Origin of the sequence: Tsuneonella sediminis (assembly GCF_051912845.1) — a bacterium.
Taxonomy (GTDB): domain Bacteria; phylum Pseudomonadota; class Alphaproteobacteria; order Sphingomonadales; family Sphingomonadaceae; genus Tsuneonella; species Tsuneonella sediminis.
This window is the reverse complement of record NZ_JBNCBU010000001.1, coordinates 1,704,396-1,726,695: the sequence shown is the minus strand read 5'-3', so window position 1 is coordinate 1,726,695 and position 22,300 is coordinate 1,704,396. Positions and strand designations below refer to the sequence as shown.

The 22,300-nt window shown below is 65.7% G+C and carries 24 protein-coding genes; 13 read left to right on the top strand and 11 right to left on the bottom strand.

Features of this window, described 5'->3' with window-relative positions:
• Positions 1-62: 62 nt before the first annotated feature.
• The 6 genes from hpf to ACPV3N_RS08685 all read right to left on the bottom strand — a co-directional run bounded on the left by hpf (position 63) and on the right by ACPV3N_RS08685 (position 4,297).
• A complete protein-coding gene (hpf, locus tag ACPV3N_RS08710) occupies positions 63-632 on the bottom strand; it encodes a ribosome hibernation-promoting factor, HPF/YfiA family (protein WP_440116685.1) in 570 nt (189 codons plus the stop codon).
• A 45-nt stretch (positions 633-677) separates the two neighbouring features.
• Complete coding sequence (gene dnaQ, locus ACPV3N_RS08705) at positions 678-1,364, bottom strand: DNA polymerase III subunit epsilon (protein WP_440116683.1); 687 nt, start codon at positions 1,362-1,364, stop codon at positions 678-680.
• Positions 1,365-1,426: 62 nt separating this feature from the next.
• Positions 1,427-2,020 carry a dephospho-CoA kinase gene (gene coaE, locus ACPV3N_RS08700; RefSeq protein WP_440116681.1) on the bottom strand — a complete coding sequence of 198 codons (594 nt, stop codon included), beginning with the start codon at positions 2,018-2,020 and terminating at the stop codon, positions 1,427-1,429.
• Positions 2,017-2,877 carry a shikimate dehydrogenase family protein gene (locus ACPV3N_RS08695; protein ID WP_440116679.1) on the bottom strand — a complete coding sequence of 287 codons (861 nt, stop codon included), beginning with the start codon at positions 2,875-2,877 and terminating at the stop codon, positions 2,017-2,019. Before ACPV3N_RS08695 ends, coaE begins: the two co-directional genes overlap by 4 nt.
• Complete coding sequence (locus tag ACPV3N_RS08690; RefSeq protein WP_440116677.1) at positions 2,874-3,455, bottom strand: Maf family protein; 582 nt, start codon at positions 3,453-3,455, stop codon at positions 2,874-2,876. The genes ACPV3N_RS08695 and ACPV3N_RS08690 overlap by 4 nt, the downstream gene beginning before the upstream one ends.
• Entirely contained in the window at positions 3,452-4,297 is an 846-nt protein-coding gene (locus tag ACPV3N_RS08685; protein WP_440116675.1) for a pyruvate, water dikinase regulatory protein, read from the bottom strand. Before ACPV3N_RS08685 ends, ACPV3N_RS08690 begins: the two co-directional genes overlap by 4 nt.
• 313 nt (positions 4,298-4,610) lie before the next feature.
• Between ACPV3N_RS08685 and hemE the strand changes: the two genes are divergently transcribed.
• The 3 genes from hemE (at position 4,611) to rho (ending at position 7,561) form a co-directional block, all read left to right on the top strand.
• Entirely contained in the window at positions 4,611-5,636 is a 1,026-nt protein-coding gene (gene hemE, locus ACPV3N_RS08680; RefSeq protein ID WP_440116673.1) for a uroporphyrinogen decarboxylase, read from the top strand.
• 31 nt (positions 5,637-5,667) lie between these two features.
• The gene (locus ACPV3N_RS08675; RefSeq protein WP_440117502.1) at positions 5,668-6,111 is read left to right on the top strand and encodes a CopD family protein; all 444 of its coding nucleotides are present in this window, start codon (positions 5,668-5,670) and stop codon (positions 6,109-6,111) included.
• 184 nt (positions 6,112-6,295) lie between these two features.
• The gene (gene rho / locus ACPV3N_RS08670) at positions 6,296-7,561 is read left to right on the top strand and encodes a transcription termination factor Rho (protein ID WP_440116671.1); all 1,266 of its coding nucleotides are present in this window, start codon (positions 6,296-6,298) and stop codon (positions 7,559-7,561) included.
• A 19-nt stretch (positions 7,562-7,580) separates the two neighbouring features.
• Here rho and ACPV3N_RS08665 read toward each other — a convergent pair whose 3' ends face one another.
• From ACPV3N_RS08665 to ACPV3N_RS08655, 3 genes are read right to left on the bottom strand one after another with little or no spacing between them, the layout of a single operon-like run.
• The gene (locus ACPV3N_RS08665; protein ID WP_440116669.1) at positions 7,581-7,991 is read right to left on the bottom strand and encodes a nuclear transport factor 2 family protein; all 411 of its coding nucleotides are present in this window, start codon (positions 7,989-7,991) and stop codon (positions 7,581-7,583) included.
• The gene (locus ACPV3N_RS08660; protein ID WP_440116667.1) at positions 7,988-9,607 is read right to left on the bottom strand and encodes an FMN-binding glutamate synthase family protein; all 1,620 of its coding nucleotides are present in this window, start codon (positions 9,605-9,607) and stop codon (positions 7,988-7,990) included. Before ACPV3N_RS08660 ends, ACPV3N_RS08665 begins: the two co-directional genes overlap by 4 nt.
• Entirely contained in the window at positions 9,608-10,297 is a 690-nt protein-coding gene (locus ACPV3N_RS08655; protein WP_440117500.1) for a dienelactone hydrolase family protein, read from the bottom strand.
• Between the two features lie 105 nt (positions 10,298-10,402).
• On the opposite strand from ACPV3N_RS08655, the gene ACPV3N_RS08650 reads away from it, so the two are divergent.
• The 10 genes from ACPV3N_RS08650 (at position 10,403) to ACPV3N_RS08605 (ending at position 20,762) form a co-directional block, all read left to right on the top strand.
• Positions 10,403-10,669, top strand: coding sequence for a DUF6489 family protein (locus tag ACPV3N_RS08650; protein WP_440116665.1), 267 nt, complete (start codon positions 10,403-10,405; stop codon positions 10,667-10,669).
• 25 nt (positions 10,670-10,694) lie between these two features.
• Positions 10,695-11,966, top strand: a complete 1,272-nt coding sequence (gene mnmE, locus ACPV3N_RS08645) for a tRNA uridine-5-carboxymethylaminomethyl(34) synthesis GTPase MnmE (protein WP_440116663.1) — start codon at positions 10,695-10,697, stop codon at positions 11,964-11,966.
• 63 nt (positions 11,967-12,029) lie between these two features.
• Complete coding sequence (mnmG, locus tag ACPV3N_RS08640) at positions 12,030-13,880, top strand: tRNA uridine-5-carboxymethylaminomethyl(34) synthesis enzyme MnmG (protein WP_440116661.1); 1,851 nt, start codon at positions 12,030-12,032, stop codon at positions 13,878-13,880.
• Positions 13,877-14,512: a 16S rRNA (guanine(527)-N(7))-methyltransferase RsmG gene (gene rsmG, locus ACPV3N_RS08635; RefSeq protein WP_440116659.1), complete on the top strand. Its 636-nt coding sequence runs from the start codon at positions 13,877-13,879 to the stop codon at positions 14,510-14,512. The genes mnmG and rsmG overlap by 4 nt, the downstream gene beginning before the upstream one ends.
• Complete coding sequence (locus tag ACPV3N_RS08630; RefSeq protein WP_440116657.1) at positions 14,509-15,285, top strand: ParA family protein; 777 nt, start codon at positions 14,509-14,511, stop codon at positions 15,283-15,285. Before rsmG ends, ACPV3N_RS08630 begins: the two co-directional genes overlap by 4 nt.
• A complete protein-coding gene (locus ACPV3N_RS08625; RefSeq protein ID WP_440116655.1) occupies positions 15,282-16,244 on the top strand; it encodes a ParB/RepB/Spo0J family partition protein in 963 nt (320 codons plus the stop codon). The genes ACPV3N_RS08630 and ACPV3N_RS08625 overlap by 4 nt, the downstream gene beginning before the upstream one ends.
• A gap of 103 nt (positions 16,245-16,347) precedes the next feature.
• Positions 16,348-16,842, top strand: a complete 495-nt coding sequence (locus tag ACPV3N_RS08620; protein ID WP_440116653.1) for a Csu type fimbrial protein — start codon at positions 16,348-16,350, stop codon at positions 16,840-16,842.
• Positions 16,843-17,028: 186 nt separating this feature from the next.
• Positions 17,029-17,520 (top strand): Csu type fimbrial protein, encoded by a 492-nt coding sequence (locus ACPV3N_RS08615; RefSeq protein ID WP_440116651.1) that lies wholly within the window; start codon positions 17,029-17,031, stop codon positions 17,518-17,520.
• Between the two features lie 19 nt (positions 17,521-17,539).
• Positions 17,540-18,325 (top strand): fimbrial biogenesis chaperone, encoded by a 786-nt coding sequence (locus tag ACPV3N_RS08610; protein WP_440116649.1) that lies wholly within the window; start codon positions 17,540-17,542, stop codon positions 18,323-18,325.
• On the top strand, positions 18,300-20,762 hold the full coding sequence (locus tag ACPV3N_RS08605) for a fimbria/pilus outer membrane usher protein (protein WP_440116647.1): 2,463 nt from the start codon (positions 18,300-18,302) through the stop codon (positions 20,760-20,762). Before ACPV3N_RS08610 ends, ACPV3N_RS08605 begins: the two co-directional genes overlap by 26 nt.
• 14 nt (positions 20,763-20,776) lie before the next feature.
• Here the strand turns inward: ACPV3N_RS08605 and ACPV3N_RS08600 are convergent, their stop codons facing one another.
• Together ACPV3N_RS08600 and msrC are read right to left on the bottom strand one after the other, a co-directional pair.
• On the bottom strand, positions 20,777-21,640 hold the full coding sequence (locus tag ACPV3N_RS08600; RefSeq protein WP_440116645.1) for a hypothetical protein: 864 nt from the start codon (positions 21,638-21,640) through the stop codon (positions 20,777-20,779).
• Positions 21,641-21,765: 125 nt separating this feature from the next.
• A complete protein-coding gene (gene msrC / locus ACPV3N_RS08595; RefSeq protein WP_440116643.1) occupies positions 21,766-22,248 on the bottom strand; it encodes a free L-methionine (R)-S-oxide reductase MsrC in 483 nt (160 codons plus the stop codon).
• Positions 22,249-22,300: the final 52 nt, after the last annotated feature.

Here is a 22,300-nt window from a genome sequence, read left to right as displayed (position 1 = left end):
CGGCAATTTTGCGGATCCCTCTGGCGATGCGTCGACCGTTTGGCGAACCCGCGCGATTGGCGTCAGCGCGGTTCGACCCACCCGATCGACCCGTCGCGGCGGCGATAGACCATATTGTGCCGGCCCGTGCCAGCGTTTTTGAAAAGCATCGCGTTGGTATCGCGCAGGTCGAGCATCATCACCGCATCGGCCACGCTTGTTTCGGGAATGTCCGATGTGGTTTCGGCGATCACCATCGGGGCATCGCTTTCCTCGACCTCATCGACCTCGGCGTCGGGCGCGGCAAAGATCGTGTAGGCGGCGGTCTCTTCCCGCAACGCGTGATCGGCCTGCTCGTGCCGATCCTTGATCCGCCGCTTGTACCTGCGCAGCTGCTTGTCGATCTTTTCCGCGGCCTGGTCGAGCGCCTGGTGCGCGTCCTGCGCGACTCCGTGCGCCTTCAGGATCAATCCCTGCATGACGTGAGTGACGATATCGCAGCTGAACGCGCCCGCCGGTGCCTTGCCGAAGGTGACCTGGCTGGACAGTGCGCGGCTGAAATACTTGTCGACGATAGAATTGAGACGATCGGTAACATGTTCCTGCAAGGCTGCGCCGGTATCGACCTGGTGGCCCGAAACGCGAATGTCCATCGGCACGCTTTCTCCTTTATTGTGCGACCCTTCGTCCGTGCAACGCTAGCCTGACCAGATGGCTCCCTCGATGGCCGCGACAAACGCGCTGTGGCGCGCGATTTCGGCGGCGGAGGGACCGTGCGGGCGAGGCGGGCGGAAAGCCCGGTCCCGGACGGGCTGAAACGCGGGCTCGACAACCGAATCGTCGCTACTGCACGCGGCCAGCGCAAAGCCGATCTGGCGGCCGCCGGTCAGTTCGACGTAGACCTGCGCAAGCAGTTCGGCATCGAGCAGGGCACCGTGCTTCACGCGGTGGCTGCGATCGATCCCGTAGCGGGTGCATAATGCGTCGAGCGACAGCTTGGCGCCGGGATGCCGCCGCTTGGCCAGGGCTACGGTGTCGACCATTCTGGTCGTGCACACCGCCTCGAGACCGCAGAGGTCGAGCTCGGCATTGAGAAAGGCGAAATCGAAGCCGGCGTTGTGCGCGACGAGGGGGGAATCGGCGATGAACGACAGCAGTTCGTCGCACTTGTCGCGGAAGCGCGGCTTGTCCGACAGGAACGCGGCGGAGAGGCCGTGGACGGCTTCGGCCTGCTCGGGCATGTCGCGATCGGGGTTGAAGTAGGCGTGATAGGTCGCGCCGGTCGGCACGCGGTTGACCAGTTCGACACAGCCGATCTCGACCATCCGGTCGCCCGTTCGCGGGTCGAGGCCGGTCGTTTCGGTGTCGAACACGATTTCGCGCATGAGAACCCTATCTATTCACCCGTTGGCCCAGCGTTGCAAGGGTCTCTAGCGATCCGCGCCGGTCAGCCGCGCGCGAGGGCGGCGATCAGCGACTTGACCGCCTCCTCGGTCCTGGCCAGCGTCGTTCCCGTGTCGATGACGTAGGTGGCCCTCGCCCGCTTTTCGGCGTCGGGCACCTGCAGTGAGAGGATGTGCGCAAACTTTTCCGGGGTCATTCCGGGACGAGCGAGCACGCGGGCCCGTTGTACCTCAGCCGGAGCCGAGACCACCGCGACGGCGTCGACCTGTTCCCAGCCGCCCTTTTCGAACAACAGCGGAATGTCGAACACCACGAGCGGCTCGCCCGCATGTTCGATCATGAACGCGTGCCGTTCCGCGGCAACGGCGGGGTGGACAATGCCTTCCAGCCGCGCAAGCGCCTCGGGATCCGCGAACACCTGCGCTCCCAGCTTTTCGCGCAGCACCCCTGCGGGGCCGGTCGAGCCGGGAAACGCGGCCTCGATCGCGGGCACCAGCGTGCCGCCTGAGCCCTGCAACCGCCGCACTACCGCGTCGGCATCGAACACCGGTACGCCGGCCGCCTCGAACATGGCGGCAACGGTCGACTTGCCCATGCCGATCGAACCGGTGAGGCCGAGGACAAAGGGACGGCTCATCGCGTCATCGCGAGCATCGCGCGCAGTTCGGCGTCGAATGCGCGAGGAGGAGGGCGTCCGAAGAACCGTTCGAATGCAAGCGCGGCCTGTCCGAGCAGCATCGCGAGGCCATCGATCGCCCGGTGCCCTGCCGCGCGCGCGTCGTCGAGGAAGGGCGTGGCCAGCGGGTCGGTGACGATATCGTAGGCGATCGCGCCGGGCGGAGCATGGCTCCAGTCGAATGCCAGCGGCGGCTGCCCGCGCATCCCCAGCGGACTCGCGTTGACCACGAGATCGAAGCAGCCCACCCGGTCGTCGAATGCGAAATCGGTCGGGCCTGCAAAATGCGCAAGGTCCACCGCATGGTGTTCGCCGGCCGGATCGAGAGCGGCGAGAACCGCGCGGGCCTTGGCCGGATCGCGACCGGCAAGGACAATCGTGAACCCCGCGTCGGCGAGCCCAGCCACGATCGCGCGCGCCGCGCCGCCGGTTCCCAGCACGCGTGCCATGCGGAAGTAATGGGTGCGGGTCAGATCCTCTGCCAGCGGTTCGAGAAATCCGCCGACGTCGGTATTGCCGCCTACCAGCGTGCCATCTTCGCACGTCACCGTGTTCACCGCCCCGACACGCTTCGCATCGGCATCGAGCCGGTCGAGCAGCGGGACGATCGCTTCCTTGTGCGGCATGGTGACGTTGCACCCGCGCCAGGCAGGATCCGAGCGGCGCTGGGCAAGATAGGCGGCGAGCCCGTCCGGCGGTACGGGAAAGGCGCGATAGTCGCCATCGATGCCAAGCTTGCCGAGCCAGAACCCGTGGATCGCCGGCGACTTCGATTGGCTGACCGGATCACCGATGACTTCAGCGAACGGGCGGCTCACGACGACAGCACTTCTAGATCGCGCAGCGCCCCGAGCACCGCGAGGAGCGGCATGCCGAGAACGGTGAAATGGTCGCCCTCGATCCTCTCGAACAACTGGACGCCGCGGGCCTCTATGCGAAACACCCCGACGCAGTGCGCGACTTCCGGCCATTCCGCGTCGAGATAGCCCTCGATGAACTCCTCCGACAGCGCACGCACGTGCAGGGTGGCCAAGGCCGAATGGCGCCAGGCCACCGTGCCGGCCACCGCGAGCGCGGCCGCGGAGTGCAACTCCATCGCCCGGCCAGAAAACGCCCGCAGATGCTCGGCCGCCTCGTCGCGGGAGGCAGGCTTGTCGAACCTCCGGTCGCCCACGACCACCAGCGAATCGCTGCCGAGGACCGGGCGTACGGGTTCCTCGACCGCGAGCGCCTTCGCCTCGGCAAGTGCCAGCGCGACACGGTCGGGCCCCGCGCCGGCCATCGATGCTTCCAGAGCGCGTTCGTCGATTGCCGCCGGCCGCGCCTCGAACCGGACGCCGGCCGCCAGGAGCATGGCGGCGCGCGAGGCACTCCTCGAGGCGAGGACGAGCGTCATATCGGCTTGGGCCCCACGACCGGCGGGGTGCTGCGAGCGCGGCGCTCGGACAGCAACCGGATCACTGCAGCGGCGGTTTCCTCGATCGATCGGCGGGTAACGTCGATCACCGGCCAGTCGTTGTCGGCGAACATCCGGCGCGCGAAACGCACCTCCTCGGTCACCCGCTCGGCGTCGGCATATGTCGATTCGCGCCCCTCGGCGATGGTCAGCAGGCGGTTGCGGCGAACCTGGACAAGCCGTTCCGGCGAGGTGGTCAGGCCCACGACGAGCGGGTGGCGGAGCGCGAACAGCGCCGGCGGGGGCGGGCTTTCGATCACGAGCGGGATATTGGCCACCTTGTAGCCCCGGTTGGCGAGGTAGATGCTGGTGGGCGTTTTGGAACTGCGCGACACCCCTGCGAGGACGATGTCGGCCGCCTCCCAGTCCTCGTGCGCGATCCCGTCGTCGTGCGCGATCGTGTACTGGATCGCCTCGACCCGGGCGAAATAGGCGGCATCCATCGCGTGCTGGCGGCCCGGTCGCCCGTGCGCTTCCTGGCCCAGGTGGCTCTCGAGCGCCGCGGTGACCGCGTCGAGAACGGGCACCGCAGGCAGGCCGAGGACGCGGCAATGTTCCTCGAGCCGGGCGCGGGTCTCGTCATTGACGAGCGTGTAGAGGACGAGCCCCGGATTGGCGGCAAGATCGGGGACGATCCGGTCGAGGTGCTGGCGGCTGCGAACCATGGGCCAGAAATGCCGCTGGATCTCCGCCTCCTCGAATTGCGCGAGCGCCGCCTTGGCAATCATCTCCAGCGTTTCACCGGTGGAATCCGACAGCAGGTGAAGGTGAAGGCGGGGCATCGGCTCCTGACGGGTGCCTGTGGAGAATGCGCGGCATAAACCACGGGAGAGAACCGGGGACAAGCAAGCGGCGCGGTTTCATGCCCGCTGGCCCGATTCCGCAACGAGGCTTGTGGACATGCCGGCTGGCTTTTCGACAGGCCGGGGATAACGGGGACAAGCTTCGGTTGACGCGGATTCATCGCGATTCGCGCACCTGCAAATTCTGGCCAGAGCGGGAAAAATCGGGCAGGGCGCCGCTGTCCCCGAAATCCACAGGGCCAACAGACTCCTTCATCTTATCTAAGAATCTAATTGAATTGGATTAGACGCGATGCCCGGTTTGCTTCTCGACACGTTGCGCGGATCGCGGACCGGGCAAGTGCCCATGTGGCTGATGCGCCAGGCCGGCCGCTATCTGCCCGAATACCGCGCGCTGCGAGCCGAGAAGGGCGGTTTTCTCGAGCTGGTCTATGACACCGGTGCCGCGGCCGAAGTCACGCTGCAACCGATCCGCCGGTTCGGCTTCGACGGGGCCATCCTGTTTTCCGACATCCTGATCGTGCCCTATGCGATGGGCCAGGACCTGCGGTTCCTTGCCGGCGAGGGGCCGCAGCTCTCGCCCCGGCTCGCCGATCATGCACTGGAAGCCCTTGAAGGGGTGCCTGAGCGTCTCGAGCCGATCTATGCGACCGTGGCCGCGGTAAAGACCGGACTCGGCCCCGAGACCACGCTCCTGGGCTTTGCGGGATCGCCCTGGACCGTCGCCACCTACATGGTGAACGGCGAGGGTTCCAAGGATCACCATGCCGCGCGTGAGCTGGCCTATCGCGACCCGCCTGCCTTTCAGGCCATCATCGACGCCATCGCGGCAATCACCGTCGACTATCTCGTGGGCCAGATCGAGGCGGGAGCCGAAGCGGTGCAGCTGTTCGACAGCTGGGCCGGCAGCCTTGCTCCCGACGAGTTCGAACGCTGGGTGATCGCGCCCAACGCGGCGATCGCAGCGGCGGTGAAGGTGCGCTGTCCGCACGCGCCGGTGATCGGATTCCCCAAGGGTGCCGGGGCCAAGCTGACCGCCTACGCCCGTGAAACCGGGGTGGACGCGGTGGGGATTGACGAGACGATCGATCCGGCATGGGCGGCGCGCGAGCTGCCGGCCGGGATGCCCGTGCAGGGTAATCTCGATCCTCTGCTGCTGCTCGCCGGAGGGGACCGGCTGGTCGAGCGAACGCAGGCCATCCTGCGCGCCTTCGCCGAGCGCCCGCACGTATTCAACCTCGGCCACGGGATCGGGCAGCACACCCCGATCGAGCATGTCGAGATCCTGCGCAACACGGTTCGCGGATGGAGGGGGTGACGATGATGCCAAGGGTTTCTACATGGCGTGGATGGAAAGCGTCCTCGCGATGACGTACCTCTGGCTCAAGGCCGGTCACGTGATCTTCGTGATCTTCTGGATCGCGGGACTCTTCATGTTGCCGCGCTACCTCGTTTATCACCAGGAAGCGGCCCCCGGCTCACCGGAAGAGGCGCTGTGGGTCGAGCGCGAGCGCAAGCTGCTCAAGATCATCCTCGCCCCCTCGATCATCGCGGTCTGGGTGTTCGGGATCTTGCTGGCGGCCTCGCAGCAGCTGTGGACCGCACCCTGGCTGCACGCCAAGCTCTTCCTCGTGCTGTTACTGTCGGGCTACCACGGGTGGCTGTCCGCCTATGCGAAGAAACTGGCACGGGGCGAGCGGACGCTGACCGGCAAGCAGCTCCGGCTCCTCAACGAGGTGCCGGGTCTCGTCGTCGCGCTGGTCGTGGTTCTGGTGGTCGTCCGGCCTTTCTGACGCCAGGGTCTGGCCCACGTGCGACGGGCCGAGCACCGAGCGAATTGACCGCGCCGCGCGGTGCGCCTATTTCCCGCGAACCAACCGGTACCCGCCGGTCCGGCAGCTTCCTTCCGGACCGGGTCGCGCTTTCCCCAAGCCCATACGACGACCGGCCGCATTTCCAGACTACGGACAACGACACATGCACCTGAGAGACCTCAAGAAGAAGACCCCGGCCGAACTCGTCGAGATGGCCGAGGAGCTGGGCGTCGAGGGCGCCAGCACCATGCGCCGTCAGGACCTGATGTTCTGCATCCTGCGCGAACTTGCCGAGGACGAGGAATACGACGACCAGATCATGGGCGTCGGCACGATCGAGGTGCTCCAGGACGGCTTCGGCTTCCTGCGCAGCCCCGAGGCGAACTACCTCGCCGGGCCCGACGACATCTACGTCTCTCCCAACCAGGTCCGCAAATGGGGCCTGCGCACCGGCGATACCGTCGAAGGCGAGATTCGCGCGCCGCGCGAAGGCGAGCGCTATTTCGCGCTGACCAGCCTGACCTCGGTCAACTTCGACGATCCCGAGGCTGTCCGCCACCGCACCAACTTCGACAACCTGACGCCGCTCTATCCGGAAGAGAAGCTGACGCTCGACACGCTCGATCCGACGGTCAAGGACAAGTCGGCCCGCGTGATCGACATCATCTCGCCCCAGGGCAAGGGCCAGCGCGCGCTGATCGTCGCCCCGCCGCGGACCGGCAAGACGGTCCTTCTACAGAACATCGCCAAGGCGATCACCGACAACCATCCGGAAGTCTTCCTCATCGTCCTGCTCGTCGACGAGCGTCCGGAGGAAGTCACCGACATGCAGCGCAGCGTGAAGGGCGAGGTCATCTCCTCGACCTTCGACGAACCCGCGACGCGCCACGTCCAGGTCGCCGAGATGGTGATCGAGAAGGCCAAGCGGCTCGTCGAGCACAAGAAGGACGTCGTGATCCTGCTCGATTCGATCACCCGCCTCGGCCGCGCCTACAACACCGTCGTGCCGAGTTCGGGCAAGGTGCTGACCGGCGGTGTCGACGCCAACGCCCTGCAGCGCCCCAAGCGCTTTTTCGGCGCGGCGCGCAACATCGAGGAGGGCGGATCGCTCTCGATCATCGCAACCGCGCTTATCGACACCGGCAGCCGGATGGACGAGGTCATCTTCGAGGAATTCAAGGGTACCGGTAACTCGGAAATCGTCCTCGACCGCAAGGTGGCCGACAAACGCATCTTCCCCGCGCTCGACGTCGGCAAGAGCGGCACCCGCAAGGAGGAACTGCTGGTCGAGAAGGACAAGCTGTCGAAGATGTGGGTCCTGCGCCGCATCCTCATGCAGATGGGCACGATCGACGCGATGGAATTCCTTCTCGACAAGATGAAGGATTCCAAGACCAACGAGGACTTCTTCGCGACGATGAACCAGTAAGGACAGGTGCGGCGGGGCGCTATTCGCCCGCCGCCGCCTTCGACCGCTCGAGCTGGGCGCCCATCATCTCCCAGACCTTGTTGATCGCCTTGAGCGGGCGGACCATGACCTTGAAGTCGGCGATCATGCCGTCGGCATCGAAGGTAATGATGTCGACGCCGTTGATGTGGATCCCGTCGAGCTCGGTGACGAATTCGAGCAGGGCGTCGTTGCCGTTGCTGAACTCGCGCACGTACCGGAACTTGTCGGTGTTGAGGACGACCCCCGCCGCGGCAAGGTAGGCAACGACCAGCGCGCGGCCCGATTGCGGCGTGTGCACGACGGGGGAGTGGAATACCGCGTCCTCGCGGATGATCGCCTCAAGGTCTTCGGGCCGGTTGCCGCCATCGAGCACCCGGTGCCAGTTCTGCAGTCCCTTGTCGGCGCTCATGGGGCCCTCGCAAAGCTGCCGGCCTGCGCGGCCGCCCAGAACCGGGCATACTGCGTCGCGCCGGGATCGTCGAGAAGCGCGCCGTCTTCGAGGAAGGCGTAGATCTCGTCGATCGGAGCGGACCGCGCGCCGTCGAGCCGCTCGCTGATGTGACAGGGGGTGATCTGCCACGGGTTTTCCAGCCCCATCGCGACGACCATCTCGCGCAGACCGTGCAGCGTCTGGCGCTGGAAGCGGGCGACCCGTTCGGCCTTGTCGGATACCACGAGGCCGCGCTGCCGGGTCGCGTCCTGAGTCGCCACGCCGGTGGGACAGGTATCCTCATGACAGCGCATCGACTGGACGCAGCCGAGCGCAAACATGAAGGCGCGCGCCGCGTTGCACCAGTCGGCACCCAGCCCGAAATTGATCGCCATGCCAGCGCCCGAATGGACCTTGCCTGCCGCGGCGAGCTTCACGTCGGCCTTAAGCGATGCGCCGACGAGCGCGTTTCGGACGAGTATCAGGCCTTCGCGCAGCGGCATGCCGACCCGGTTCGACAGTTCGACCGGAGCAGCGCCGGTCCCGCCCTCGGCCCCGTCGACGACGATGTAGTCGAGCCGAATGCCGGTTTCGCGCATCGCCTTGACCAGCGCGAACACTTCGTGCGGCTGGCCGACGCACAGCTTCACCCCGACCGGCTTGCCACCCGCCAGGTCGCGCAGCCTGGCCGCCCATTCGAGGAGCTCGACGGGGGTCGAGAATGTCGAATGCGCAGGCGGCGATACGCAGTCGTGGCCCTCGAGTACTCCGCGGGCGGCCGCGATCTCTGCACTGACCTTCGATCCGGGGAGCATGCCGCCGTGGCCCGGCTTGGCACCCTGGCTGAGCTTGATTTCGACCATCTTGATCTGGTCGATCTGTGCCGTGTCGGCAAACCGTGCGGTGTCGAACCGGCCGTCCGCGTCGCGGCATCCGAAATATCCGCTGCCGATTTCCCAAACCAGGTCGCCGCCCCCCGAGCGGTGATAGCGCGACACGCCGCCCTCTCCCGTGTCGTGATAGAAGCCGCCGGCCGCGGCGCCCTTGTTGAGCGCCATGACCGCGTTCGCGGACAGCGAGCCGAAGCTCATCGCCGAGATGTTGAGGAGGGCGGCGTCGTAGGGCCGGGCGCATCGCGAACTGCCCACCGGCACCCGCCACTCGAGCGGCGCCCCGGCATTGGGCACTATCGAATGCGCGAGCCATTCGTACTCGTTCGAATAGACGTCGAGCTCGGTCCCGAACGGATGCGAATCGAGCTCTCCTTTGGCCCGCGCGTAGACGAGTTCGCGCTCGTCGTGGTTGAACGGGCGGCCCTCGAGGTCCCCCTCGATCACGTAAGCCCGGGCATATGGCCGCAGGTCCTCCATGACCCAGCGCACGCGGGCGACCAGCGGATAGTTGCGCCGCAGCGTGTGCTCGTCCTGGAAGAAGTCCCATGTCGCGATCGCGAGAAGGGGGAGGGTGCCGATCAGCAGCCAGGCCCACCAGCCCCCGGCGAGCGCAAAAGCGATCGACAGCACCAGGCACGCCGTGGGCAGCGCGAACCGTGTGGCCACGTTCGCCGACCAGCGCCACTGGGCGCGGTTGATCATCTAGGCGAGATGCTCGGCGAAGAAGGCTTCGGTCCGGCTGTCTGCAAGCTGGGCACCCGCCTCGTCCCGGCGATTGCCGCTTTCGGTCGCGAACCCGTGGTCCAGGCCCTCGTAGTCGTGGAGGGTGACCCGGGGATGATTGTCGAGCGTGGCATGCATCCGGGCCTGCGCCTCGGGCCCCACGAAATGGTCGGCCGTCGGAATGTGGAGCATCAGCGGGTTGGCGATCGCATGGGCCTCGCCCAGCATCTGGTCGATCATGACCCCGTAATATCCCACTGACGCATCGACATCGGTGCGTGTCGCGGCGAGATAGGCCATCCGGCCGCCAAGGCAGTACCCCACGAGGCCGACCTTGCCGCAATCCTGATCGCGCTTCAGCCAGTGGATCAGCGCCTCGATGTCGCGGATGCAGTCGTCGGCGTCGAACTTTCCCATGTTCGCGATCGCCCGGTCGAACTCGGCGGACACATCGGGATCGAGTTCCTCGCCCTCGGCGAAACGCCAGAAGATGTCGGGCGCGGCCGCAATATACCCTTTTTTCGCCCAGGCGTCGCATTTTGCGCGGATACCCCGATTCACCCCGAAGATTTCGGGGATGACGATGATCGCGGCCGACGCCTCTCCCTCGGGCCGGGCGAGGTAGACCGGAAACGAGCCTTCGTTCTCGAGGGTCGGAATGCGATGCATGTCGGACAAGTGTCTTCTCCCCGTTGAGCGCGCAGCCTAGCGCCGCGCGATGGACTTTGCCAAACCCGTGTGACAGGTGTCGCCGCCACAACGCAGGAGGCTGCCATGAAGGTCCACATCGAGATCGACTGTACACCCGAAGAGGCCCGCACCTTCATGGGTTTGCCTGATGTGGGCAAGGTGAACGACGTCTACGTCGACGCGGTCACCAAGGCGATGAAGGGTGTCGGCAGCATCGAGAAGCTGCAGGAATACGCGACGCAGGTCGCGCCGATGGGGCAGATAGGGTTGAAACTGTTCCAGAATTTCGTCGAAGGCGCCGCATCGGCCAATCGTTCCACCGAGGGTGGAAAGCCAGGCAAGGGCAGCTAGTCGGATAGCCTGACAGCTGCGTACCGTGGACACGATTTTCGCCTTGTCGAGCGGGGCGCCGCCCGCAGGGATCGCTGTCGTGCGCATCAGCGGGCCGGGGGCGGGCGATGCCATTGTCCGGCTAGCCGGCAAGCTGCCGGCGCCCCGCCGCGCGGTGGCGGCGACCCTCCGCGCATCCGATGGCCACGAACTCGACCGGGCGCTGGTGCTCTGGCTGCCCGGGCCGAATACGGCGACCGGTGAAGACGTGGCTGAGTTGCATCTCCACGGGGGGCGCGCTGTTGTCGCCGCGGTCGAAACGGAACTCGCCTCGGCGCCGGGGCTGCGGCGGGCGGACGGGGGAGAGTTTACCCGGCGAGCGTTCGCGAACGGCCGGATCGACCTGGCGGAGGCCGAGGGCCTCGCCGACCTCCTGGCAGCCGAGACCGAGAGCCAGCGCCGCTCTGCCCTGGCGATGGCAGGCGGTGCGCTGTCGCGCGCGGTCGAGACGTGGCGCGAGCGGGTGCTCGCGTTGTCCGCCGCGGTGGAAGCGGTGCTGGACTTCGGCGATGAGGACGACGTCGGTGGCCTGCCGGCCGAATTCGGCGAGCGTGTTCATGGGCTGGAAGACGAGATCGCGGGTTGGCTCGCCCGCCCTTCGGCGGAGCGGCTGCGCGAGGGTATACGAATCGTTCTCGCAGGTCCGCCGAATGCCGGAAAGTCCAGCTTGTTCAATGCTTTGCTTGATACCGATGCGGCGATCGTCACGCCTGTCGCGGGTACGACCCGCGATGTAATCGAGCGTCCGGTGGCCGTCGAAGGCATCCCGTTCGTCCTCGTCGATACCGCGGGGCTGCGGGGGGGAAGCGCGGGCGAGATCGAGGCAATAGGCATCACCCGGGCCCAGGCCGAGATGGTGCGTGCAGACATCGTCCTGTGGCTGGGCAAGGAGGGCAGGGGGCCTGAAGGGGCGCTGGAGATCGATGCGAAGTGCGATCTCGGACGTGCCCAAAAACGCAGCGCGTTCGGCAGAGTGTCGGCTCTAACGGGGGCGGGAATAGCGGATCTCTGGCATTCTCTCGCCGAACGTGCGCGAACGCTCTTGCCTGCGCCAGGCGAGGTTGCGTTGAACCGGCGGCAGCGCGCGCTCATCGAGATGGCAGTTGCCGAACTCGCGCGTGCTCGGGGGGAGCACAGGCCCCTGATTCTTGCGGAGCAGTTGCGACTGGCGCGGGTCGCATTCGATCGCCTCACCGGACGGGCCTCGACCGAGGATATGCTCGATGCGCTCTTCGGGCGATTCTGCATCGGGAAGTAGTGTTTCACGTGGAACACGGCGCGCTTTGACGATATGCGCGGGCTGCCTTAGGGGCGTGCGGACATGCGCACCTATGACATCATCGTGATCGGCGGCGGGCACGCCGGAGTGGAAGCGGCGGCTGTCGGCGCGCGCATGGGCGCGCGAGTTGCGCTGGTGACCTTCGATCGGACAGCGATCGGTGCGATGAGCTGCAATCCCGCCATCGGCGGCCTCGGCAAGGGACACCTGGTCCGAGAGGTCGATGCGCTTGATGGTCTGATCGGGCGGGCTGCTGACGCCGCGGCGATCCACTATCGCATGCTCAACCGGTCCAAGGGCAGCGCGGTGTGGGGGCCGCGTGTCCAGGCAGACAGGACCCTGTTCCGCAGGGCCATACAGGCCGCCCTGCTTCGGCAAGGCGATCTGGAGGTGATCGAGGGCGAAGCCGCCGCGCTGCGCATGGCGGGTGGCAGGGTGGCCGGAGTTGATCTCGCTGACGGGACTTCGCTAGCCGCTGGCGCGGCTATCCTGTGCACCGGCACCTTTCTTGGCGGACGCCTGTTTCGGGGAGAGGACCGTTTCGAGGGGGGGCGGATCGGCGAAAGTGCCGCGCACAAGCTCGCGGCGCAACTTCGCGCTGCCGACCTGCCGATGGCGCGGCTCAAGACCGGCACGCCGCCCAGGCTCGATGGTCGCAGGATCAACTGGGCCGTGCTCGAGGAGCAGCAGTCGGATGCCGACCAGTGGACGATGTCGCCGCTGACGCCCCACCGGGTGAACCCGCAGCTCTCTTGCGCCATTACCCGCACGAACGCGCGTACGCACGATTCCATCCGTGCCGCGCTGCACCGATCGCCGCTGTTCAGCGGGGCGATCGGCGCCCAGGGACCACGATACTGCCCGTCAATCGAGGACAAGATCCACCGGTTTGGCGATCGCGACGGACACCAGGTGTTTCTCGAGCCGGAAGGACTGGACACGCATCTGGTCTATCCCAACGGGATCAGCACTTCGCTTCCCGCCGATGTGCAACTCGACATGGTTCGTTCGATGCGGGGACTCGAACAAGCCGATATCGTGGTCGCCGGCTACGCGGTGGAATACGACCATGTCGATCCTCGCGCACTCGACAGGGGTCTGCAGGTTCGGGCGATGCCGGGGCTGTATTGCGCAGGCCAGATAAACGGGACGACCGGGTACGAAGAGGCGGCTGCGCAGGGTCTCGTCGCTGGAGCCGCCGCTGCGGCTGCTGTATGCGACCGCGATGCGCTCGCGCTCGACAGGACCAACTCATATCTTGGAGTGATGGTCGACGACCTGACTCTGCACGGTGTGTCCGAACCATACCGGATGCTGACTGCGCGCGCCGAGTATCGTCTCCGTCTTCGGGCGAACAACGCCTCGACCCGTCTGACCCCGGTTGGGGCGAAGTCAGGCTGTATCGGGCCCGAACGTAGGGACTGGTTCGAGCAGCGGGCGATCACCCATGCCGTTTGGCAGGCGCGACTTACCGGCAGCCTTTCGGGGAAGGAGCTGGCCGATGCCGGGGTCGATGTTCGCCGTGATACGGCGAGGCAGCCCCTGTCGGAGTGGATGGCCCAAGGAATTGCGGCTGAATGCCTGGCCCCATGGCTACCGACTGGGTTCGCGGACGATGAACTCGGGATCGAACTGGCAGAGGATGCGGCCTACGCACCCTATATCGCGCGTCAGGAAGCCGAGCTTCGCGAGGTTCGCGCAGCAGAGGGACTTCCGCTTGGGGAAGACTTCCCCTTTCATCTTGTACCGGGGCTTTCGAACGAGATGATCGAGCGGCTTCGCGCCTCGCGCCCTTCGACCCTGGCTGCGGCCGGGCGGATTCCGGGCATCACGCCCGCAGCACTCGCTGCGCTTCTGGTCCATGCGCGGCGTCTCGAACGGCAACCGGCATGATCCTTCGGACCGAAGAGGAATCCAGGGCCTACGTTGCCGAGCGGTGCGAACCGGAGGCGATGGCGCGGCTCGAAGAATTCAGCGCCATGCTGCAGACAGAAAACGAGCGACAGAACCTCGTCTCAGCCGCATCGATCGACTGCCTTTGGCGTCGCCATATCGCGGATAGCGCCCAGTTGCTTGACCTGGCACCGGCAGTTCCACGTGGAACGTGGATGGATCTGGGTAGCGGGGCCGGCTTTCCTGGCCTTGTCATCGCGATCATGCGCCCCTCGTTTCACGTGGAACTCGTGGAAAGCCGGCGGCTGCGTACGGACTGGCTCGCTAGATGTGTTGATGCGCTCGAACTCGAGAACTGCGATGTGTTAGCCGGACGTGTTGAAACCGTGACGGATCACAAGGCGGCGGTGATCAGCGCGCGAGCGTTCGCACCGCTATCGAAGACTGTCGCGGTCGCACGGCGCTTTTCCACAGCCGACACTGTCTGGCTGTTGCCCAAGGGCCGTTCCGCGGCGCAGGAAGTGGAACAGCTTCCGCGTTCGATGCATGCAATGTTTCACGTGGAACAATCCGTCAGTGCCGCTGATGCGGGTATCCTGACGGCGCAGATAACGGAGAAAGCCGGACGATGATCACCATCGCAGTGGCCAACCAGAAGGGCGGGGTGGGGAAGACCACCACGGCTATTAACATCGCCACCGCGATGGCCGCAACCGGTTGGAAAACCTTGCTTATCGATCTCGATCCGCAGGGCAATGCCTCGACCGGAATGGGCATATCAAGCGAAGATCGAGGCCGCTCGAGTTACGACCTTCTGGTTGACGGCGCCCTGCTTGGTGACTGTATCGCTCCCACCTCGATTCCTGGGCTCGACATCGTTCCCGCAACGGTCGACCTGTCGGGTGCCGAGGTAGAGCTGGTCAACGTGGAAGACCGGACCGCTCGGCTTACGGCCGCGCTTGCTGACCACCGAGGCCATGAGATTGCCTTTATCGACTGCCCGCCATCCCTTGGCCTGCTGACGTTGAACGCTCTGGGAGCCGCGGATACGTTGCTGGTCCCGCTCCAGTGCGAATTCTTCGCGCTTGAGGGGTTGTCACAATTGCTCCTGACCGTCGAGCGAGTCCAGCAGCGCTTCAACCCCGACCTGGGGATCATCGGAGTGGTGCTGACGATGTTCGACCGGCGCAATCGATTGACGGACCAGGTGGCCGACGATGTTCGCGCGTGCCTTGGTCCCCTGGTTTTCGAATCGGTCATTCCACGCAACGTGCGCCTCTCCGAAGCGCCGAGCCACGGCCTTCCCGCGCTGGTCTACGATCACAACTGCACCGGCAGCCGCGCATACATGGCCCTCGCGCGCGAGCTGATCGGGCGTTTACCCGCCGAAAGGAAGGCCGCATGAGCGAATCGAGCGATCCAATCCGGTTCTCGATACCCGAACGGCCCAAGGACGATACGCGCAAGCGCCTGGGCAAGGGGCTGGGGGCCCTGATGGGCGAAACACGGCGGGAAGAGCCACTTGCCCGCAAGGAAAATGAGGAAAGTTCAGGGGGTTCTTCGACCGGAGGCCTCGCGTCGCTTCCCGTTTCGGCGATCGAACCGCTGCCGGGACAGCCGCGCCGCCGCTTCGATGAGGCCGCGCTGGACGAGCTTGCCGCGTCGATATCCCAGCGGGGCGTTATCCAGCCCGTTATCGTGCGACCGCTCGCCGGTGGCCGGTACCAGCTGGTGGCGGGCGAGAGGCGTTGGCGGGCTGCGCAAAAGGCTCGGCTCCACGAAATTCCCGCACTCGTCCGCGATCTCGACGAGCGCGAGGTCATGGCGCTCGCCCTGATCGAGAATCTCCAGCGCGAGGATCTCAACCCGGTCGAGGAGGGCAGGGCGTACCAGCGACTTGCCGATTCGGAAGGGATGAGCCAGGCAGAGATCGCGACCCTTGTCGACAAGTCGCGCAGTCATGTCGCCAACCTCCAGCGACTGCTGCAGCTGCCCGAACCGGTGCTCGAGCTTGTCGAGGAAGCGAAGCTGTCGATGGGACACGCGCGCGCGCTGATCGGCCATCCTGACGCCGTCATGCTCGGTGCCCGTGCAGCCCGTGACAACCTTTCGGTGCGCGAAGTCGAGTCGCTTGTCCGCCGCTCGAACGCGCGCGAAACGAGCCGGCGACAGGCTCGGGTACCCCGCGATCCGGCGAAGGATGCCGACATCGCCGCCGTCCAGAGGCATCTCGAAGAATTCCTCGGTCTGACCGTCCGGATTAAGACCGACGAGGATCCCCGTTCGGGGGCAGTAACCATTCGATACCGGACACTCGATCAACTTGATCTTGTTTGTCAAAGGCTTACAGGCGGAGATATCTGAAATCCCGCCTTCGACGAGGTCATCGCTAAGGGGCAGCCGCTTTAACTTTAACCTAAGGCATTTCCCGTAGCCCACCCTGCAGGCATAGCGGGGGAACGGTTTTTTGGGCCTGGTTCGTACCAGTGCAGCGATACTGTTCGCGGGGGCATTCGGGCTCTCCGCGCAGCCGAGTCTCGCCAACCAGGCGACTTATACCATGCCGGTCTCGGTGAACGTCACTCCGGGCTGCACCGTGTCGGCCGCCCCGCTCATCTTCCTCATGCCGGTGCCGACCAACGCGAACATCGACAGCACGTCGACCATCACGATCTCTTGCTCGCCGGATCTCGACTACACGATCGATCTGGATTTCGGACTCCACTCTCTCGGAACCAATCGCCGGGTGTACAATGCCGACGCCGACGCCTTCATGATCTATGAGATCTACAAGGATCCGCCGCGCAGCAAGGTTTGGGGCCGGGGGAACACCCGCAACCTGGCGGGCAATTCAGGTCCTACCGGAACAGCCGTCTATCCCGTCTACGGGCGTTTGCAGGCCAAGGCCAATGCCAAGGCCGGCGGATATAGCGACCTTGTGACGGTTACGCTGAACTTCTGAATAGCCGATCGCTCGATGAAGTTGGTTAAAAATCCCGGCGACGACAACTTAACGTTAACTATATTTCCCTAGGTATCGATACGTAAGCAGTTCGAAGTTTCCTCTACACCGTTAGGGAAATTTCAAGACGAATCGAGCATTGAGGCAGTCGACCATTGGGTCAGACCACTTTTGGGGGATACCAAAATGCGTAAGATTGCTCTCGGGTTCGCCGCACTGGCTGCGACCACGGCTGCGCCGGCTCTGGCCGGTACCGCCACCAACAACATGCCCGTTTCGGTGAACGTGCTCAATTCGTGCACGGTTTCGGCCACGCCGATGGCCTTCGGCTCGCCGACATCGATCGGCGGCGTCGACATCGACACCACTTCGACCGTTTCGCTCGTCTGCACCAACGGTGCGAATTACGACGTCGCGCTCGACCGCGGCCTCAACGCCTCGGGAACCCAGCGCCGGATGTCGAACGGCGCGGCCACCCCGGTCTACGTGAACTACGGAATCTTCAAGGACGCTGCGCGCACCACCGACTGGGGTGCGGGTGTCGGCGCCACGCAGGCTGGTAACGCGGGTGCAAGCGGCCTGGTTTCGCTGACCGCCTATGGCCGCATTCCGGCCTCGGCCGCGTCGGTCGGTGCGGGCACCTATACCGACACCGTGACGGTCACCGTCACGTTCTGATTTTCGAGGAAGACGAAGGATGACCCGACCCGCCACGTTACTGCGTACCGCCGTACTGGTCCTGGCGGGCGGGTCTTCCCTTCTCCTTGGTCCCCAGTCGTTGGCGAAGGCTGAGGAATCCGATGCTGCTTCCGCCCGTGCCGAAGCGCTGACTGCGCCCCTGCCGTTCGGAGGCGCTCGCCTGAACATTGCTCCGCTCCGTCTCGAATTTGGAGGGAACAATCAGGTCGCCACCATAAGCTTGACGAATACTTCGGGCCGCGAGGTTGCAGTCCAGTCCCGCCTGTTCGCCTGGAGCCAGGCAGACGGCGAGGACCAGTTCGCACCGAGCAACGCCCTTACCATCTCTCCGTCCATCATCTCGATATCGCCCGGGGCTACCCAGACGGTCCGCTTGCTCCGCAGCGGACAGCCTTCCCGGGGCGAGAAACGGTTCAGGCTGGCTGTCGATCAGCTGCCCGATCCCGCTTCGGCGCAATCCGGTGCCGCCGAGGCCCGCTTGCGGTTCACTCTTCCGGTTTTCCTCGATCGCGATACCGCCGAGCCTGCACGGCTCGAATGGGAACTGGTCGATGGGCAACTCGGGCTTGCCAACCATGGCGGTGCCACCGCCAGAGTTCTTGCCCTGGAAGTGAAGACCGCATCGGGACGCTCCGTACCTGTCGGGCGCAATTCGCTGCGCTATGTCCAGGGGGGTGTCAGGATTGCCTGGCCGATCGAGAACGCCTGCAGCCTCGGGCCGGTGACAATCACCGCCCAGGTCGATGGGCAGACGGTTGATGGCAGCGCTACGCCGGCCTGCTAACGGGATCCTTGCGCTTCTTGCGGCCGTAGCGGTCGCCCTCGGCGGAACCCCCGCTGCGGCGCAATCGGACCCGTTCGCCCTGCCCAAGGGCCTGACCACGCAGAACCTGCCGGTCGATGACGGCCCGCTCATGTCGGAAATTTCGGTCGACGGAGAACTCAAGAAGCGCCTCGTCGCGCTGGCATGGCGCGGCACCGTGCTGACCATCGACGCTGATTCGGCGCGGGTCGCCGGCTTGCCGGTCGACGATTCGGCGCAAGGACCTATCGAGATCAAGTCGCTTCCCGTAGCGAAGTGGTCGTTCGATACGCTCCGCCAGCGGCTCGAGATCCAGCTCCTGCGCCGGAGCGACAAGGGAAATTTCCTCGATCTTCACTCCGGTCCGGAGATGCGCGGCGAAACCAGGACGGTCACCGCCTTCAGGCTGGATTACGATGTCAACGCGACCGTGGCCCGCGGCCGCGCGTTCGCATCCGGTCTGTTCGACGCGGCGATCGTCCGTGGCAACCTTTCGGTATCCTCGACCATGCAGCTCGCCAGCCGCCCGCAGCCCGGCACGCGGCCATTCACGCGTCTCGACACCGTGCTGCGATTCCAGGCGCCGAAGCTGGGCGTGACCGCGATCGCGGGCGATTTCGTTTCGGCGGGGGGGCAAAGCCAGCGCGCCGTCCGGATGGGAGGCCTGCAGGTGGGCTCCGATTACTCCCTGCGGCCCGACCTGGTGACGATTCCGCTCCCAACTTTCAGCGGCCAGGTCGCGGTGCCGACCGGGATCGACCTCATAAATGGGGATCAGCGCTTCAAACTGGGCGATATCGAGCCCGGCGAATTCACCGTGCGCAATATTCCTGCACATCTGGGCAGCGGAGAAGTTGCCGTCATCACCCGCGACGCGCTCGGGCGAGAGATCGTTCAGAGCACGCGATTTTATGTATCGCGCAACTTGCTGGCGCCCAATCTTGGTGAATTTGCGGTCAACGCCGGGTTCGTCCGACGAAGATACGGGACCGCCAGCGGCGATTACGGACCGCTGGCGGGCTCAATCTTCTACCGACGGGGACTGACTTCCCAATTCACCCTCGAAGGATCAGCCGAATGGACCGCGGGCCTCTTCAACGCAGGCGTCCGCGGCGACGTCGCATTGGGGGGATGGGTGCTCCTGACGGCAGAGACGCGGTTCAGTCGTGACAGCGAATCGGGCCGGTCGGGCAAACTGCTCAATTTCGGCCTCGAATCGGCCGGGGGACGACTTTCGGGCCGTCTTGGCGCAACTTTACCCTCCTCGGGCTATCGCGACGTGGCTGCCAAGCTCGGCGATCCGTCTCCGCCCCGTCTCTTTGTCGCGCAGGTCAGCTTCGATCTGGGGAATTTCAATCGCTTGCAGCTGTCTGCCAGCCGCCAGGAGCAGGTGAAGACCTTCAGGCCCTTCGCGGGCGAACGGGTGGTCGACGTCGTCAATGCCTCTTTCCGTACCAAGATCAGCAGCTCGATCGATCTGTTCAGCTCGCTCGGCTACCGGTACGGAGACAGGACCGGCAAGGGGTACACCGCATTCGCCGGGCTATCGATCCAGCTCGGAAACGGCCGCAATTCCAACGTGACCGCCTCGCGGGGGACGGGTTCGGGGTTTTCCGGCAACGCCAGCCTCCGCCAGTTCGACACCGAGGACCGTCCGCTTGGATACGCCATCGACAAGTCGCTGGGTCAATCGTCCCGGACGGCGGGGTCGCTGGCGTTGAGGACCAATTTCGCTCGCTTCGAAGGCGAGGTCGAACGTGTCGGCAGCGCCGTTGCAACCCGCGCGAATGCCCGAGGTACCCTGATCGCATCCTCCGGGGCCTTCTTCGCGCGGAACAAGACCGGTGGGACTTATGCCATCGTGCGCACGGGCAAGGTGGGGTCGGTCCCCATTCTGCGGGAGAACAGGCCGGCCGGCACGACAGGCAAGAACGGAATCCTTCTCGTCGAGAACATTCCGCCCCAGGTGGCGATCAGTTTCGATATCGACGCAGACCGCCTGCCGCTCGACGCGCTCGCCCGCGACGTGAAGAAGCGCGTGGTCATTCCGCGGGGCGCGGTCGGGCTGGTGGCCCTCGATATCATCCGGTTCGTTCCGCGCCAGGTGCGCATTGTCGACGGGGCGAGCCGCCCCCTCGCGGCCGGCCTCGGCGTGCGCGCCATGCCGTCGGGCGAAATGACGCTGACCGGGTTCGACGGGGTGGTCGAGATCAATGCCGGAGCGGACAATAGCCGGCTGCTGATCGGCGCGCCGGGCAGCGGCTGCGTCGTCGAGCTGGAAGGCGTGGACCTTACGGAAGAGGACGCGGCGCCGCTCGTCTGCCGGCCGGCGATCATCGCGAGCGAAGACGACGGCGCTGATTCGGTGGCCGCGAAGGCTCCGTCGCCTGATGCCCGGCTAGTCGCGCGGCGCAACTAAGGCCGGGCGACCGGTCACCGGGTCTTGATCAGCTTGGTGCGCTTGCCCGCGGAGGGCGGAGCGTGCGGGGCGCTCTTTCTGCGCGGCAGGGATCTCGTCCTGGTCGGGACCGGTTCGTCGACCCATTCCTCGGTCACGTATTCGCGCACCACCGCGCGTTGCGGGACCTGGACGAGAACCGGAACATAGGTAACCGCGGGATAGCCGTACCCATAGCCATAGCCGTACCCATGGCCGTAGCCATAAGCGGGATAGCCGCCCCAGGCGGCGCCGGGCGCGGTGTAGGGACCGGCCAGGTAGCGATCGAGGTGCCAGGCGCATTCGTCCTCGCGCCTCCGGTCGCCCGCCGCGGCGATCGCGCTGCCGATCGCAAGCCCGGCGATGCCACCGACGCTTGCGCCCAGCAGCGTGCCGGCCAGGCGCTGCGAATCCCAGGCCCGGTTTCCGATCACGCCGCCGGCAGCAGCGCCCAGCAGGCCGCCGATCACCCTGGCGCGATCATCGCGGTTCACGCCGCGGATGCGATCGCGGCAATCGGCCAGCCATGCGTCCCGATCGAACACGGGCGGTGAGGATGGATGATACGCCGGGACGGCGTGCGGGGCATGGCCGTGGCCGTAATACGGGGGATGGGCCGGGGGCGTGGCTTCCGGTGCGGGAGGAAGACCGGCGGTCTCGCGCGCGGTCTCATAGATGATTACCTCTTCCTCCTGCTCGGCGACCGGCGGCGCGATGGGCGCAGGAGCGTCGACTGGCTGGACCACCGGCACGCTTTCGAACACAACCCCGCCCGGCGTATTGGGCTCCGCCGCGACGGGCGCCCCTGCGGCGATGGCTCCGGCAGCAGCTGTGAGGGCGAGCAGGCGGTGGACGGTCATGCGCTGTCTTCTCCGTGTATGCACAGGTTCCGACCCGGCGAGTCGTGCTGCGTTAACGGAAAATTTAGCATTACCTAACGCGGCGACCCAAGTGGTCGCCCCTTGCCTGTCCCGAAACGGGGCGCCTAGATGCGGCTGGCAAGCAACGCGGCGAGTGCCTCGATGCCGGTCGCATCCTCCCGGTCGAAGCGGCCGGTCTCGGGACTGTCGAGATCGATCACCGCGATCGCGGCGCCGCCACGAAGCACGGGTACGACGAGTTCGCTTCGGCTCGCCGCATCGCAGGCGATATGTCCGGGAAACGCATGGACGTCCTCGACGAGCTGGGTTTCCCCGCTCGCAGCCGCCGTGCCGCAGACCCCCTTGCCAAGCGGAATGCGGATGCACGCGGGACGCCCGACGAACGGTCCGAGGACGAGTTCGCCCTCGACCGCACGATAGAACCCCGCCCAGTTGAGCGCGGGTACGAACTCGCCGATCAGCGCCGCGACATTCGCCATGTTGGCAACCGCGTCGGGCTCGCCCGCGGTCAGCGCATCGGCGGCCGCAACGAGCTGGCGATAGAGTTCGGGTTTGGCGAGCGCCTCGTCAGGCCTGAAATCGTACATCGGCGCAGGCTCTAGCGCAGCCGGCCGTTGCCGCAAGTCGCGTCAGCGCCTA

Excerpts from the sequence above, each read along its gene's own strand:
- ACPV3N_RS08630 (WP_440116657.1), top strand. The coding sequence starts at position 14,509 with ATGATCACCATCGCAGTGGCCAACCAGAAGGGCGGGGTGGGGAAGACC.
- rho (WP_440116671.1), top strand. The coding sequence starts at position 6,296 with ATGCACCTGAGAGACCTCAAGAAGAAGACCCCGGCCGAACTCGTCGAG.
- hemE (WP_440116673.1), top strand. The coding sequence starts at position 4,611 with ATGCCCGGTTTGCTTCTCGACACGTTGCGCGGATCGCGGACCGGGCAA.
- ACPV3N_RS08605 (WP_440116647.1), top strand. The coding sequence starts at position 18,300 with ATGGCAGCGCTACGCCGGCCTGCTAACGGGATCCTTGCGCTTCTTGCG.
- ACPV3N_RS08655 (WP_440117500.1), bottom strand. The coding sequence starts at position 10,297 with ATGCATCGCATTCCGACCCTCGAGAACGAAGGCTCGTTTCCGGTCTAC.
- ACPV3N_RS08660 (WP_440116667.1), bottom strand. The coding sequence starts at position 9,607 with ATGATCAACCGCGCCCAGTGGCGCTGGTCGGCGAACGTGGCCACACGG.
- ACPV3N_RS08600 (WP_440116645.1), bottom strand. The coding sequence starts at position 21,640 with ATGACCGTCCACCGCCTGCTCGCCCTCACAGCTGCTGCCGGAGCCATC.
- ACPV3N_RS08615 (WP_440116651.1), top strand. The coding sequence starts at position 17,029 with ATGCGTAAGATTGCTCTCGGGTTCGCCGCACTGGCTGCGACCACGGCT.
- dnaQ (WP_440116683.1), bottom strand. The coding sequence starts at position 1,364 with ATGCGCGAAATCGTGTTCGACACCGAAACGACCGGCCTCGACCCGCGA.
- hpf (WP_440116685.1), bottom strand. The coding sequence starts at position 632 with ATGGACATTCGCGTTTCGGGCCACCAGGTCGATACCGGCGCAGCCTTG.
- ACPV3N_RS08610 (WP_440116649.1), top strand. The coding sequence starts at position 17,540 with ATGACCCGACCCGCCACGTTACTGCGTACCGCCGTACTGGTCCTGGCG.
- msrC (WP_440116643.1), bottom strand. The coding sequence starts at position 22,248 with ATGTACGATTTCAGGCCTGACGAGGCGCTCGCCAAACCCGAACTCTAT.
- ACPV3N_RS08665 (WP_440116669.1), bottom strand. The coding sequence starts at position 7,991 with ATGAGCGCCGACAAGGGACTGCAGAACTGGCACCGGGTGCTCGATGGC.
- ACPV3N_RS08650 (WP_440116665.1), top strand. The coding sequence starts at position 10,403 with ATGAAGGTCCACATCGAGATCGACTGTACACCCGAAGAGGCCCGCACC.
- ACPV3N_RS08675 (WP_440117502.1), top strand. The coding sequence starts at position 5,668 with ATGGAAAGCGTCCTCGCGATGACGTACCTCTGGCTCAAGGCCGGTCAC.
- ACPV3N_RS08690 (WP_440116677.1), bottom strand. The coding sequence starts at position 3,455 with ATGACGCTCGTCCTCGCCTCGAGGAGTGCCTCGCGCGCCGCCATGCTC.
- coaE (WP_440116681.1), bottom strand. The coding sequence starts at position 2,020 with ATGAGCCGTCCCTTTGTCCTCGGCCTCACCGGTTCGATCGGCATGGGC.
- mnmG (WP_440116661.1), top strand. The coding sequence starts at position 12,030 with ATGCGCACCTATGACATCATCGTGATCGGCGGCGGGCACGCCGGAGTG.
- rsmG (WP_440116659.1), top strand. The coding sequence starts at position 13,877 with ATGATCCTTCGGACCGAAGAGGAATCCAGGGCCTACGTTGCCGAGCGG.
- ACPV3N_RS08625 (WP_440116655.1), top strand. The coding sequence starts at position 15,282 with ATGAGCGAATCGAGCGATCCAATCCGGTTCTCGATACCCGAACGGCCC.
- ACPV3N_RS08685 (WP_440116675.1), bottom strand. The coding sequence starts at position 4,297 with ATGCCCCGCCTTCACCTTCACCTGCTGTCGGATTCCACCGGTGAAACG.